Here is a 13,457-nt window from a genome sequence, read left to right on the forward strand (position 1 = left end):
TGCCTCAACCGTAACACTCGTTATGATTGTGGGAAAGCGGGAGAGTACCTTGGGAAAGATCATCGTCACCGGCGCGTCCGGCCAGTTCGGCAATGCGGCTGCCAGGCAGCTTCTTGAGAAGGTCCCGGCGGAGGACCTCGTATTCCTGTCACGCACCCCGGAAGGGTTGAGCGACCTGGCCGAGCGGGGCGCCTCGGTAAGGCGCGCGGATTTCGACGATCCCGTCTCTTTGCTGGCGGCGATGGAAGGCGGAGAGCGCATGTTGCTGATCTCCACCGTGCGCGTCGGCTCGCGGGTCGAGCAGCACACCAACGCGGTCGAGGCGGCTGTGGCCCGGGGCGTGAAGCATGTCGTCTATACCTCGATCCTGGGCTGCGGAGCGCCGGGCAACCCCTCGGTCGAGCAGTTCGATCATCTTGCGACCGAGCGGATGATCGAGCAATCGGGCCTCGCCTGGACGCACCTGCGCGACAGCCTCTATTCCGAAGCGGTGGCCACCGCGATGGCCATCCCGGCGCTGGCAGCGGGCGGCAAGCCGGAGAATTCCGGCGAGGGCCTCGTGCCGATCGTCAGCCGTGACGACTGTGTCGCGACTGCGGTCGGCGTGCTGACGCAGGACGGGCACGCCAACAAGGCCTACGACGTGACAGGACCCGAGCTCTGGACCCTGCCCGACGCGATGGCGCTGGTTTCGCAGATGGCCGGCAAGCCGATCGTGATCGAGCCGGTCGATGACGAAGGCATGTACGCCTATTTCGATTCGCTGGGAGTGGCGCGCAAGGCGTCGGACATCGTGCCGGACGGTCCGATCCCCTGGGCGAGCGAGGGCATGGTGACCTTCGGTCAGTCCATCCGCGAAGGATTCATGAATGTCGTGTCGGACGATGTCGAACGCATCACTGGCCGCCCGCCGCGTACGCTGCGCTCCGTGCTCGAGCAGTACCAGGGCGCCTGGCCCCAATGAGGAAGCTGATCGTCGCGGCGCTCCTCTTCCTCGCCGCCTGTTCGCAAAGTAGTGAGCCGCCCAAGGTCGACACCTCGGTCATCGGGGCGGGTGACAACTGGGACAATCCGGGCGGAGACTGGGCCGGAAGCCACTTCTCGCGCCTGACCGACATCACGCCCGCCAACGTGGGCGAGCTCGGCCTCGCCTGGGAATACGACCTCGGCACCGCGCGGGTGCAGGAAGCGACGCCGGTGGTGATCGACGGGGTGATGTACACCTCGGGCAACCTCGGCCGGGTCTACGCGCTCAACGCCGCAACCGGCGAGCAGCTGTGGAAGTTCGAGCCCGAAGTCGACATGCAGGTCAACCGCTGGACCTGCTGCGACCAGGCCAACCGCGGCGTGCAGGTGCATGACGGTAAAGTTTTCGTCGGCTCGCTTGACGGCTACCTCTACGCGCTCGATGCCAAGACCGGCGACGTGGCGTGGAAGACCGACACCATCGCCGACCGCAAGCGCGGCTACACCGTCACCGGCGCACCCGAGATCGCAGGCGACCTGGTCATCATCGGCAACGCCGGCGCGGAGAACGACACACGCGGTTACGTCACCGCCTACAACGCCAAGGACGGCATCGAGGCGTGGCGCTTCTGGACCATTCCGCGCGACCCCAAGGACGGCCCGCAAGAGAGCGAGGCGCTCGAAGCCGCGCTCAAGACCTGGGACCCGAAGAGCCGCTGGGACATCGGCGGTGGCGGCACGGTGTGGGACGCGATCCAGTACGATCCGCAGTTCGACCAGGTGATCATCGGCGTCGGCAACGGCGGACCCTATCCGCTTCACACCCGCTCGCCCAAGGGTGGCGACAACCTCTACCTGAACTCCCTCGTCGCGCTCGATCGCGAGACCGGCGAGATGAAGTGGCACTTCCAGGAAACGCCGACGGATTCGTGGGACCTCACCGCGACCCAGCCGATGGTGTTCAGCGAGATGGAAGTCGGCGGCAAGAAGCGCCCCGTTATCCTGCATACGCCGAAGAACGGCTTCTTCTTCGTGGTCGACCGCGAGAGCGGCAAGCCCCTGGCAGCCAACGCCCTGGTGCGGACAAGCTGGGCCAGCGGCTGGGATCTTGAGAGCGGCAAGCCGGTTCTGACACCCGAGTATTCCGACTATTCGACCGGCCCGAAGATCGTTTTCCCGGCCTCCTCCGGCGCGCGCAACTGGCATCCGGCCGCCTACGACCCCACGCGCAATCTCTACTTCGCGGCGGTGGTCGACATGGGCAACCTGATGTTCATTCCGCCAGGGCAGGAAAATCCAGCGCGGCGCGAGCGCTTCCTCAACCCCTCGGCGGCGCTGATCTTTACCGCCGACTTGCAGGCCGCCGCCGCTACCTTGCCGCCGCCGATGCAGGCTCAGATCGAGGCGCTGCCCCAGTGGAAGCAGGTGCTCGACCTGCCCTATTCCTCGCAAATCCGCGCGATCGACCCGCTGACTGGCAAGACCAAGTGGGCCGCCGACTTCGACGGCTGGCAGGATCGCGGCGGCGTGCTCGCAACCGAAAGCGGGCTCGTCATCCACGGCACGCTCGCCGGCAAGCTGATCGTGCGCGATGCCGAGACCGGGAAGATCCTCAAGTCGATCGAGACCGGCAGTTCGATGCTCGCCGCACCGATGACCTACCGGGTGAACGGCGTGCAGTACGTCGCGGTACAGACCGGTTGGGGTGGGGGTGGCTGGGGCTTCGTGCCGCCCTACGCTGCGGCTTACGGCAAGGGTAATGCGAACCGCCTTCTGGTGTTCAAGATCGGCGGCAAGGAAACGCGCGTTCCGGCCGACCTGCCGCCGATCCAACCTGCGCCCGAAGCGCCGGCGCAGCTCCCTGGCGTGACGCCCGCAATGCTCGCGATGGGCTCCGGCCTGTTCACAGAGAACTGCTCGATCTGCCATTCGAACCAGCCGCGCGCGCCGCTGCCGGACTTGCGGCGGCTCGACAAGGCCCGGCACGAGGCGTTCAACCAGATCGTGCTCGAAGGGCTGTTCACGCCGAATGGCATGCCGCACTTCGAGGACTTGCTGAAGCCAGACCAGGTGAAGGCGATTCACGCTTTCCTGATCGACGAGCAGACCAAGTTGCGCGCTCGCGAGTTGCAGCTGAAGGCGCAAGGCAAACCGCTCGACAGCCGCAGCCTCACGATTTTGTCCAATTTCTAGCCGATAGTCCGGCCTCGATTTAGCGGAGAGACGCAATGACCCCCCAAGGCGTGAACATCAAATATCCCGAGAAGTTGTTCATCGGCGGCCAGTGGGTCGCTCCAATGAGCGGATCGTCGATCGAGGTCGTCAATCCGAACACCGAGGAAGTGATCGCCCGCGTCGGTGAGGCAGGGCCCGACGACATGGACCGCGCGGTCGCTGCCGCGCGCGAGGCGTTCGACAACGGCCCCTGGCCGACCACTCCGCCCGCCGAACGCGGTGCGCTGCTGATGAAGATGATCGATCACCTCGAAGCCCGCATTCCGGAGCTTAGCGCCGCCTGGACCGCTCAGGTCGGTGGCCTGGCCAGCTTTGCGCCGGTCATGCACGGCGGCGGGGTGGCCGGTCTGCGCGGAATCGCGGCGCTGGGGCAGACCTTCAAGTGGGTCGAGCAGAAGAAGGGCATGGTGGTCGACACCGCCATTCTCGCGCGCGAGCCGGTTGGCGTCGTCGTCGGCATCGCGCCGTGGAACGCGCCGTTCGGGATCATGGCCAACAAGGTCTTCTATTCGCTGATCGCCGGCTGCACGATCGTGATGAAGCCTTCGCCCGAAACTCCGCTCGAAGCCTACATTATCGCCGAGGCCGCCGAAGCCGCGGGCCTTCCTCCGGGCACCGTCAACCTCGTCACTGGCGAGCGCGAGGCTTCGGACTACCTCGTGCACAACGTCGGCGTCGACAAGGTCAGCTTCACCGGCTCGACTGGCGCGGGCAAGCGCATCGCCGAAGTCTGCGGCAGCCGCATCGCCCGCTGTTCGCTGGAGCTGGGCGGCAAGTCCGCTGCGATCGTGCGCGACGATTTCCCGATCGAGGCGGCCGCGGGCATCCTCGGGAACACGATCACTGTGATGAGCGGCCAGGTCTGCGCCATGCTCAGCCGCGCGATCGTATCGAAGCACCGGCACGACGAACTGGCCGAGGCCATCGCGGGCGTGATGAAGGGCATCAAGATCGGCAACAGCGAGGATCCCGAGACGCAACTCGGCCCGTTGGCGATGAAGCGCCAGCTCGAACGGGTGGAAATGTATATCGAGGAAGGCAAGAAGAGCGGCGCCGACCTTGTCACCGGCGGCCAGCGTCCGGCGCACATGAACAAGGGCTACTTCATGGAGCCGACCCTGTTCGCCAACGTCGACAACACAAGCCGCATCGCCCAGGAAGAGATCTTCGGCCCGGTGCTGTGCCTCATCCCGGCCGAGGACGAAGAGGACGCGATCCGTATCGCCAACGAGAGCAACTACGGCCTCAACGGTTCGGTATTCACCACTGACGTGCAGGCGGCTTACGACGTGAGCCGCAAGGTCCGCACGGGCGTGATGGGCCAGAACGGCATGCGAATGGAATTCGGCATGCCCTTCGGCGGCTTCAAGCAGTCGGGCATCGGCCGCGAAGGCGGCGAAGAAGGGCTGTGGCCCTACGTCGAGACCAAGACCATCCTGCTCGATGGAGCGCCCGCAAGGCTTTGACATTCTGAGCCAATTATGAGCCAATGCGGGATCAGGTTTGGAGCCGGCCCGAGACAGTGACCGAGGCGCAACTCAGTTTCCCCTATCCAGAGCGGGCTCCGGCCCATCTCTGGCTAGTGGGACTCGCGTTGGTGTTGTGGAACGGTTGGGGCGTGGCGATTGCCGTCGCGGCCCAGACGTCGCGGATGCCGGTGGTCGATGCCGTGACCACCGCTTATTTCGAGGCGCAGCCGCTGTGGTTCGTCTTGCTGGCGGATATTGGTCCCTTTGCGGGACTGGCGGGGGCGGTGGCGCTGCTGCTGCAGTCGCGCTGGGCCTTGCCGCTGTTCGTCACGCAATTGGCCGTCCTCGCGCTGGCCAATTTCTACGAGCTGGCGATCGGCACTTCGCTCTTGCTCAGCGTGCCGGAGGCGCGTGGCGCGACGGGAGTACTGGCGATCCTGCTTCTTGCGCAGATTGCCTACGTCCATTTTCAGAAGCGGCGAGGACGGCTTAATTGATCCTCCCCCGAGCGAGCTCGGGGAGGATCTGGATGGTATCCCCCTCCCGCTTGCGGGAGGGGAGCAGGCACAGCCAACCACCCGCGGGCGAGTGCGGGCCTAACGCCGGGAAGACCAAAGTCGCGGACGGGCGAAGGCCGGCGCGTCCTGGGCGTCACAGGATTGCCTTGCGCGAGCATGGAGTGCGAACGGCGGCGAGGGCTGCGGCAAACCTCGCTACTCGGCCCTGTCGGATAGGGGGCGCTGGCGGTTAGGGCTCGCAGGTCCCGCCAGCGGTTGTCATCCCCGTATCCTGCGGACACCCTCTGACGATGTCGGAAGGGCGCCGGCCTTGCGCGGGAGAGAGAAGCGAAGCGCTAACCGCTCCCGCACCCGTCGCTGGTGTCAGTGGCATTCTGACGGCGGAGCACATAACCGATATGGTTCGTTGTGTCAAGAGAATGTCACCGATATCCACCCTCCCTGCCGGAAGGGCGTCTTCGTCAACGAAGCATCCGGCCTAGATCCGCTTGTCATTCGGATCGATCTTCGGATCGCTCTTGAGCATCGGATCCCAGTGTTCGACGATCTTGCCGTTCTCGATGCGATAGAGGTCGAACCAGCTGGAATAATAGGTCTCGCCCTTGGCGTCCTTCTCGGGGCGGACGAAGGTGGTGGTGACGTAATTGCCTTCAGCCATCAGATGAACCAGCGGTAGATCGAGCGTGTCCTTGATGGGCCGCTCGGGCCGGCTGGCGCGGACATAGTCCACCAGGCCCTTCAACCCTTGCGCCGCGTTGGGATTATGCTGGATGTAATCCTCGGCAATAAACTCATGCGCCCGGTCCGCCAGGCCCGCCTGCAGCACGATGCGATACATGTCGTAGACCAGCCGCTTGTTCGCCGCGAGTTGCGGGTCGGGGCTGGCGAGCAGCGCTTCGTGGTCCTGCGAAACGACTGGCGGAACAGACATAGTCAACGTCTCCTGAGCGGCGACCGGCACTGAAAGCGCCGCCGCGATGGTTCCAATTGCAAGTATTGCGAGGCGCATCCCCACATCTCCCCTCGTATCTCTCTGCTTTGTACAGTCTTTGCCAAAGGAGGGGTGACGCGGCAAGCATGACTCGCTAGAGGGCCGGACAAACGCAATTTGGGAAGTTGGGGAAGATCGTTCATGCGCCTGCGTAACCTGGCCACCATGGCCTCCGTGCTACCGTTCCTGCTGCCAGCCGTTCCGGCCCTCGCCCAAGAGCAAGACAAGGGGCCGGTCATCGTCGTTACCGGCCAGGGGCTTGAGCAAACCCCCGCCACTCCCGCCTATGACGTGATCGAGATCGAACGCGAGAAGATCGTCTCGGGCAGCTCGGGCCGGATCGAGGACGTGCTGGGCTCGGTGGCCGGATTCCAGCAGTTCCGCCGTTCCGACAGCCGTTCTTCGAACCCGAGTGCCCAAGGCGTCACCCTGCGGGCTCTGGGCGGCAACGCCACCAGCCGCGCGCTGGTGCTGCTCGATGCGGTACCCATCGCGGATCCGTTCTTCGGTTACATCCCGCTCTCGGCCGTGGCGCCTGAGCGCTTGAAAAGCATCCGCGTGACCCGCGGCGGGGGCTCGGGACCGTTCGGTTCGGGCGCGCTTGCGGGCGCCATCGAACTTGAGAGCGCCGATGCCGCGACGCTAGGCTTGGTCAGCGGGCAGGCCTCGATCAACAGCCGCGCGGAAACCGAGCTTTCCGGCACCGTCGCGCCCGAGCTGGGCGATGGCTTCGCGGTCGTCAGCGGCCGTTGGGATCGGGGTAAGGGCTTCTACACCACGCCCGAAGAGCAGCGCGTTCCGGCGACGGTACGGGCCAAGTTCGACTCCTGGTCGGCCAGCGCACGCGTGGTGCAACCGATCGCCGAGAACCTCGAAATCCAGCTGCGCGGCCTCGCGTTCGAGGACCAGCGCGTGCTGCGCTTCGCTGGAGCCGATACCTCGAGCGAAGGGCAGGACATCAGCGCCCGAGTCGTCAGCCGTGGACCGTGGCAAGTCGATGCGGTGGCCTATGCCCAGTGGCGTAACTTCACCAACAAAGTGATCTCATCGAGCACCTTCAACCTCTCTCTCGACCAGAAGGACACGCCATCGACTGGCCTCGGCGGCAAGCTGGAGATCCGTCCGCCCGTCGGCGAGGATCATACTTTGCGCTTTGGTGCCGATTATCGCCGCTCCGAAGGTGACCTGGCCGAAGACTCCTACAACGCCGCGACGGGGGCCCTGACCGCACACCGTTTCGCGGGCGGGGTGAACACCGACCTCGGCCTTTTCCTGGAAGACGACTGGGAGCTCGGCCCGGTGACGCTGACCGGCGGTGTCCGCGCCGACCACTATCAGATCGAGGATGGCTACTTCCGATCGGTCAACGCTGCGGGCGCGACCACGATAGACAACACGTTCGACGACCGCTCCGACTGGACGGTGTCCTGGCGCGCCGGTGCTGTCTTCGAGGCGACAGAAGGGTTGCGCCTGCGCGGAGCGGCCTACACCGGCCTGCGCCTGCCGACCCTGAACGAGCTCTACCGGCCGTTCGTTGTGTTTCCTGTTACGACCCAGGCCAATGCCGAACTGGGCAACGAAAAGCTGCAAGGCTTCGAGGCCGGCATCGACTGGCAGGCGACCGAGAACCTCAACGTCTCGCTCACCGCCTTCGACAACGAGGTCAAGAACGCGATCACCAATGTAACGCCCGACCCCGTGAACGCGCCGAACACGCGCCAACGCCAGAACATCGATGCGATCAAGGCCCAGGGCATCGAGTTCGCGACCCAGCTCGCGTTCGGCCAGATCAGCTTCGATGGCACTCTGGCCTACACCGACGCGAAGATGCAGGGCTCGGGCATCCAGGCGGCGCTCGACGGTTTCCGTCCGGCACAGACGCCTGAGTGGGCGGCGAGCGGCACGATGAGCTGGCGCCCGGCCGAAGGCATGACCTTCGCCGCGACGCTTCGCCACGTGGGCCTGCAGTACGAGGACGACCAGGAAAACGATGCGCTGCCTGCCGCAACGACGGTCGACTTGTTCGCCCAGATCCCGCTGGTCGACAAGCTGAGCTTCGTCGGCCGGGTCGAGAACCTGTTCGACGAGACCATTGTCACCCGCAACCAGGGCGGATCGATGGACCTCGGCGTCCCGCTGACCGTGTGGGGCGGTTTCCGCTACGGGTTCTGATCAAGTCTCCCCTCCCGCACGCGGGAGGGGGATTGCCTCTTTCGCTGGTTGGCGAGGGGCGTTACCCAGTGAGAAAGTACAAACAAAAACAGGAGAGGTAATGGCGTCAGCGGCTCCCGCACAGGAAGCCATGCTCGCAGTCCGCAATCCCCGTACGGGCGAGGCGGACTTCCGGCTGGCGGTATCGAGCCCGTCGCAAGTGGCGGAGAAGGCCGCCCGGCTTCGCGAGAACCAGAAGGCCTGGGCCGCCCAGCCGCTCCAGGCGCGCATGGGCGTGATGGCCCGCTGGCTCGGCGAGGTGAAGGCCCGCGCGCGCGATATCGGAGAGCAGGATGCGATCGATACCGGCGGCTGCCACACGTCCTACATCCAGGGCTTCATCACCCTCGCCAATATCGGCGGCTGGATCGAGGATGCGCCCAAGGCGCTCGGCAACTACGAGGTCCACACCCGTTCGGCGGTGATGCCCGACGTGGAGATCCGCAGCCAGCTCGTGCCCTATTCGCTAGTCGGTGTGATCAGCCCGTGGAACGCCCCACTGATGCTGGCCCTGCTCGATGCGGTCCCTGCTCTGTTTGCCGGTTCGGCAGTCCTGCTCAAGCCGAGTGAAGTAACTCCGCGCGTGATCGAGACCGTGTTCGAAACGGTCCGCGCCGTGCCCGAACTCGCTGCGGTTTTCGACTATGTGACCGGTCCGGGCGAGATCGGCCAGGCGGTGATCGACCAGGCGGATCTCGTCTGCTTCACCGGCAGCGTGCCGACCGGGCGCAAGGTTGCGGTCGCCTGTGCCGAGCGGCTGATCCCGTGCTTCCTCGAACTCGGCGGCAAGGACCCGGCAATCGTCACCGAAACCGCCGACCTCGAGCGCGCGGCGACTTCGGTTCTGCGCGGCGCGGTCTATGCCACCGGCCAGGTCTGCTATTCGACCGAGCGGGTCTATGTGCACGAGAGCGTACATGACGCGTTCGTCGAGAAGCTGGTGGAGAAGGCCAGGGCCGTCCGCCTCAACGCCGATAACCCGCGCGCCGGGCACATCGGTCCGTTCACGTTCGCGCCCCAGGCGGAGATCGTGAAGCGGCACCTGGAAGATGCGACGGCCAAGGGCGCCAAGGTCCTTACCGGCGGCGAAGTCGAAGCGATCGACGGGGGCCTCTACATGCGCCCGACGGTGCTGACCGGTGTGACTCACGACATGACGATCATGCAGGACGAGACTTTCGGACCCTGCGTCCCGGTCATGGCCTATTCCGACATCGACGAGGCGGTGCGCCTCGCCAACGACACCCAGTTCGGCCTCACCGCTTCGGTCCTCGCCGGGAGCGAGGAGGAGGCGCTGGCGATCGGGCGGCGCATCAATGCCGGGGCGGTGTTCCTGCAGGATACCTTCCTGACTTTCGGCAAGATGCGCTCGATCGGCACGCACAGCTTCGGCTTCTCGGGCCTTGGCGGGTCGCGCACCGGCCTGGAGTCGATCCTCCGTTTCGTCCGCCGCAAGGCGCTGATGACACAACATGGTGCGGTGGCCGACATCCAGGACGACCATCATCTCGGGAAACCGGGCGCGTGAGGATCACCGCAGCGGTCAGCCGGGAAGGCAGCGCCGCTCCGGCACTCGAGGCCCTCGAACTCGGCGAACCGCGCGCGGGCGAGATGCGCGTGCGGCTGGTCGCCACCGGCATCTGCCACACAGACCTCCACGCCCACTCCGGCCGCCTTTCGCCGCTGCCGATCGTGCTCGGCCACGAGGGCGCGGGCGTGGTCGAGGCGTTGGGCGAGGGCATTAGCGGCTTTGAGGTCGGCGACCACGTCGTGCTCTCCGGCAGTTCCTGCGGCGAATGCCCGTCGTGCCTCGCCGGCTATCCTAGCTATTGCGACACGGCGATGCCGCGCATCTTCGGCGGCGGCCGCATGGATCGCTCGACCTCGCTCTCGTGCGGCTCGGGCCCGATCCACTCCCACTTCTTCGGCCAGTCGAGCTTCGCCAGCCACGCGATCGTGCCGCAGGGCACTGCGGTGAAAGTGCCGAAGGCATTGCCGCTCGAAAAGCTCGGCCCGCTCGGCTGCGGGATCATCACCGGCGCCGGTGCCGTTCTGGAATCGCTTGAGGTCATTCCCGGACAGTCGATCGCGGTATTCGGCACCGGCGGTGTCGGCCTCTCGGCCATCATGGCCGCACGGCTGGTCGGAGCGACGCGGATCATCGCGGTCGACCTCTCCGACGAGCGGCTCGAACTCGCCCGCGAACTCGGGGCCACCGATTGCTTCCGCGGCGACGAACCCGACCTCGTCGCCAAGATCCGCGCCATCACCGGGCGCGGGATCGACGCCAGCCTCAACACTACGACTGTGCCCGACGTGTTCGATGCGGCAATGGACTGCCTGGCGATGCGCGGCACCGCCGCCTTCGTGACCGCGCCGCGCGGGGAGTGGGCCCCGGCGATGTTCCCGATGCTGAGCGGCGGGCGGTCGCTCCGGGGCGTGCTCGGCGGCGATGCCGAGCCGCGCAGCTTCATCCCGATGCTGATCGAGTTCTGGCAGCTGGGGCGTTTCCCCTTCGACCGGCTGCTGACTTTTTACCCGTTCACCGAGATTGCCCGCGCTTTCGAAGACGCGCATGCTGGCAGGGTAATCAAGCCGGTCTTGCTGATCGAAGGAGAAGTGGCATGACGCCCGACTTGCGAGAACGCCTCCAGAGCCTTGGGGCGGAACTGACCCCGGAGATGCTTGGCGGCACCACGCAGATCTTCGCCGCGATGGCGACGGGCGCGGACCCGGAAGTGCAAGTTGAGCGCGACCTCGAATACGGCGAGCACGAGCGTCACCGCCTCGACCTGTTCCACAAGCCGGGCGTGAGCGGCGCGCCGGTGCTGGTCTATGTCCATGGCGGCGGTTTCGTGATGGGCGACAAGCGCTCCAGCGAAACGCCGTTCTACGACAACATCGGCACTTTCGCCGCGCAGCAGGGCTTCATCGGCGTGACGATCAACTATCGCCTCGCCCCGGCAAGCCAGTTTCCTTCGGGCCCCGAAGACCTCGGTGCGGTAGTCAGGTGGCTCAAGGCGAACGTGGCCCAGTATGGTGGGGATCCGGACAAGATCGTGCTTTCGGGCCAGTCGGCCGGGGCCTCGCACGTCGCCAGCTACGTGGCGCACAGGGCGCATCATGTCGAGCCGGGCGGCGGCATCGCCGGAGCGATCCTGATGTCGGGTATCTACGACACGGTGAGCGCGACGCCCAACCAGTTCCACATCGCCTACTATGGTGGCGACCCGAAAGCCTGGGGGCCGGCGTCGTGCATGGCGGGCCTGATCAACACCGAAATCCCACTGATGGTGACGGTGTCGGAGTTCGATCCCGAGGACTTCCAGCGCCAGGCAGCCCAGTTCGTCGGGGCCTGGGGCGTGGCGCATGCAGCCTACCCTGAGATGCACTACCTCGCTGGCCACAACCATCTGAGCCCGGCGCAGAGCATCGGCAGCGAGCTCAAGTCGATCGGACGGATGGTCGCTGGGTTCGTGAAGCGGGTTACGTGGTAGACTTACTTCAATCCTCCCCGAGCTTGCCTCGGGGAGGTGGCAGCCCCCCCGGCTGACGGGAGGGGTATGCGGAAGAACTCAAGCCCCTCCACCATCCGCTCCGCGGACGGTCCCCCTCCCCGAGCAAGCTCGGGGAGGATTTGAAATCTACGCCGCCATCCAGCTTCCATGAAACGCCATCGGCATGGCGAATGGCAGTTTGATCGTGGCGAGTGGCGGGCGGGAGATGTCGTTGCCGTCGAGGATCAGCAGGTCGGTGCGCCTTTCAACGAAACGGTCGACTACCGCGAGGACGAAGCCATCGCCTTCGGGCGAGTCCGGACTGCGGGGCACGAACAGCGGTTCCTGTGCCGCGGCCTTGTCGAGGTCGTGGAACTTGAGCTCGCCGGTCTCCCAGTCGATCTGCGCCAGGCCCATGCGGGGGAAGTCGCGGAAGGCGAAGTAGCCGGTGCGGTAGGGCTCCATGGCATAGCGGTCGTCGATCCGCGGCATGTCGCCATAGGCGCCCTGGATCGGCTCGAGCGTCACCGCCTCGGCATCGGGCTTGGAGAGGTCGAAAGTGATGCGGGTGATCTGCGTCACCGTTTCCGGCATGGTCGGCACGTTGCCGTGCTTGTCCTTGAAAAAGCAGAAGCAGTTGCCCGGGCTGACGGGGGTATCGACGATGACCTTCGAGCCCTCGGTATAGGCGTTCATCACGTGGCCCATGACAATCCCGGGGATCTGGAACCAGCGCATCTCGGAAGCCGAGCCATTGCGCGGCATGATGCCCCAGGCCGAGGGCAAATCGGGGTCGTACTGGTAGTACTGCCCGCCCGCCTGCAGGCGCTTGTTGTCGGCGATCAGCGGCATGATCGGGAACACCAGGTGCTCGCGCGTCACGCCCCAGTCGTGGCTGAGGCCGGGATAGGGAGTGTGGAACCACTCCTCGCGGATCAGCGCCCCGCTCTTGTCGAACACGTGGAGCGAGGCGTCGGTCGTCGGCTCGCCGCGGGCAAAGACGCCATAGCTCCACCACTCGCCGGTTTTCGGATCGATCTTGGGATGCGCCGTCAGCGCCGTGCTGCCGAGGTTGCCGAAGCGCCCGACCTCGATGGTGTCGAGCGTGCGCGGATCGAGCCGATAGGGCCGCGAATCCTCGCGCAGCATGTACAGCTCGCCGTGATGGTTGAACGCGTAGGTGTTGCCGGTGTTGTCACGCTCCGGCAGGTTGGAGACCGCTTCGTCATCGGTGAACTTGTTGCGGTAGTGCCCATAGAGCCGCCGCCGTGCCTCACGCTCGCGCTTGAGGCGCTCAGTCTGCACGTAGCGGCTGCGGAAGCTGACGTGGCCGTTCTCGAAACGGAACATCGAGGCCATGCCATCGCCGTTGAGGATGATGTCGTCCTCCAGGCTCGGGTACTGCCGGTCACCCCCGGTGCGAAAATAGGCACCTTCCAGCTCCGCCGGAATCTCTCCCTCGACTTCGCATTCGTAGACGTCGGCTTCGAAGCGCATCGGCATCTTTGATTGGTGGCCGAAGCTCGCATAGGGATGAAAAATCTCGGGCATCTCTCTCGTCCTTTGTTAT

10 protein-coding genes are annotated in these 13,457 nt (G+C 65.5%); 8 read left to right on the forward strand and 2 right to left on the reverse strand.

The window, feature by feature from the left end; genetic code table 11:
* Nucleotides 1–49 precede the first annotated feature (49 nt).
* From KK137_RS14585 to KK137_RS14600, 4 genes are read left to right on the forward strand one after another with little or no spacing between them, the layout of a single operon-like run.
* Complete coding sequence (locus KK137_RS14585; protein ID WP_214537261.1) at nucleotides 50–964, forward strand: SDR family oxidoreductase; 915 nt, start codon at nucleotides 50–52, stop codon at nucleotides 962–964.
* Nucleotides 961–3,159, forward strand: coding sequence for a PQQ-dependent dehydrogenase, methanol/ethanol family (locus KK137_RS14590; protein ID WP_214537262.1), 2,199 nt, complete (start codon nucleotides 961–963; stop codon nucleotides 3,157–3,159). The genes KK137_RS14585 and KK137_RS14590 overlap by 4 nt, the downstream gene beginning before the upstream one ends.
* 35 nt (nucleotides 3,160–3,194) lie before the next feature.
* Nucleotides 3,195–4,667 carry an aldehyde dehydrogenase gene (locus KK137_RS14595; RefSeq protein WP_214537263.1) on the forward strand — a complete coding sequence of 491 codons (1,473 nt, stop codon included), beginning with the start codon at nucleotides 3,195–3,197 and terminating at the stop codon, nucleotides 4,665–4,667.
* Nucleotides 4,668–4,690: 23 nt separating this feature from the next.
* Nucleotides 4,691–5,167, forward strand: coding sequence for a hypothetical protein (locus tag KK137_RS14600; RefSeq protein ID WP_214537264.1), 477 nt, complete (start codon nucleotides 4,691–4,693; stop codon nucleotides 5,165–5,167).
* Between the two features lie 499 nt (nucleotides 5,168–5,666).
* Here KK137_RS14600 and KK137_RS14605 read toward each other — a convergent pair whose 3' ends face one another.
* Complete coding sequence (locus tag KK137_RS14605; protein ID WP_214537265.1) at nucleotides 5,667–6,119, reverse strand: nuclear transport factor 2 family protein; 453 nt, start codon at nucleotides 6,117–6,119, stop codon at nucleotides 5,667–5,669.
* 201 nt (nucleotides 6,120–6,320) lie between these two features.
* On the opposite strand from KK137_RS14605, the gene KK137_RS14610 reads away from it, so the two are divergent.
* The 4 genes from KK137_RS14610 to KK137_RS14625 all read left to right on the forward strand — a co-directional run bounded on the left by KK137_RS14610 (nucleotide 6,321) and on the right by KK137_RS14625 (nucleotide 11,887).
* The gene (locus tag KK137_RS14610; RefSeq protein WP_214537266.1) at nucleotides 6,321–8,351 is read left to right on the forward strand and encodes a TonB-dependent receptor plug domain-containing protein; all 2,031 of its coding nucleotides are present in this window, start codon (nucleotides 6,321–6,323) and stop codon (nucleotides 8,349–8,351) included.
* A gap of 100 nt (nucleotides 8,352–8,451) precedes the next feature.
* Nucleotides 8,452–9,918, forward strand: coding sequence for an aldehyde dehydrogenase family protein (locus KK137_RS14615; protein WP_214537267.1), 1,467 nt, complete (start codon nucleotides 8,452–8,454; stop codon nucleotides 9,916–9,918).
* Nucleotides 9,915–11,018 (forward strand): NAD(P)-dependent alcohol dehydrogenase, encoded by a 1,104-nt coding sequence (locus KK137_RS14620; RefSeq protein WP_214537268.1) that lies wholly within the window; start codon nucleotides 9,915–9,917, stop codon nucleotides 11,016–11,018. Before KK137_RS14615 ends, KK137_RS14620 begins: the two co-directional genes overlap by 4 nt.
* Complete coding sequence (locus tag KK137_RS14625; protein ID WP_214537269.1) at nucleotides 11,015–11,887, forward strand: alpha/beta hydrolase; 873 nt, start codon at nucleotides 11,015–11,017, stop codon at nucleotides 11,885–11,887. Before KK137_RS14620 ends, KK137_RS14625 begins: the two co-directional genes overlap by 4 nt.
* A 147-nt stretch (nucleotides 11,888–12,034) precedes the next feature.
* Here KK137_RS14625 and KK137_RS14630 read toward each other — a convergent pair whose 3' ends face one another.
* Nucleotides 12,035–13,438 (reverse strand): carotenoid oxygenase family protein, encoded by a 1,404-nt coding sequence (locus KK137_RS14630; protein WP_214537270.1) that lies wholly within the window; start codon nucleotides 13,436–13,438, stop codon nucleotides 12,035–12,037.
* Nucleotides 13,439–13,457: the final 19 nt, after the last annotated feature.

This window comes from Croceibacterium selenioxidans (assembly GCF_018599195.1).
In the GTDB taxonomy this organism is placed as follows: Bacteria; Pseudomonadota; Alphaproteobacteria; order Sphingomonadales; family Sphingomonadaceae; genus Croceibacterium_A; species Croceibacterium_A selenioxidans.

Excerpts from the sequence above, each read along its gene's own strand:
- KK137_RS14590 (WP_214537262.1), top strand. The coding sequence starts at position 961 with ATGAGGAAGCTGATCGTCGCGGCGCTCCTCTTCCTCGCCGCCTGTTCG.
- KK137_RS14595 (WP_214537263.1), top strand. The coding sequence starts at position 3,195 with ATGACCCCCCAAGGCGTGAACATCAAATATCCCGAGAAGTTGTTCATC.
- KK137_RS14600 (WP_214537264.1), top strand. The coding sequence starts at position 4,691 with ATGCGGGATCAGGTTTGGAGCCGGCCCGAGACAGTGACCGAGGCGCAA.
- KK137_RS14605 (WP_214537265.1), bottom strand. The coding sequence starts at position 6,119 with ATGTCTGTTCCGCCAGTCGTTTCGCAGGACCACGAAGCGCTGCTCGCC.
- KK137_RS14610 (WP_214537266.1), top strand. The coding sequence starts at position 6,321 with ATGCGCCTGCGTAACCTGGCCACCATGGCCTCCGTGCTACCGTTCCTG.
- KK137_RS14615 (WP_214537267.1), top strand. The coding sequence starts at position 8,452 with ATGGCGTCAGCGGCTCCCGCACAGGAAGCCATGCTCGCAGTCCGCAAT.
- KK137_RS14625 (WP_214537269.1), top strand. The coding sequence starts at position 11,015 with ATGACGCCCGACTTGCGAGAACGCCTCCAGAGCCTTGGGGCGGAACTG.
- KK137_RS14630 (WP_214537270.1), bottom strand. The coding sequence starts at position 13,438 with ATGCCCGAGATTTTTCATCCCTATGCGAGCTTCGGCCACCAATCAAAG.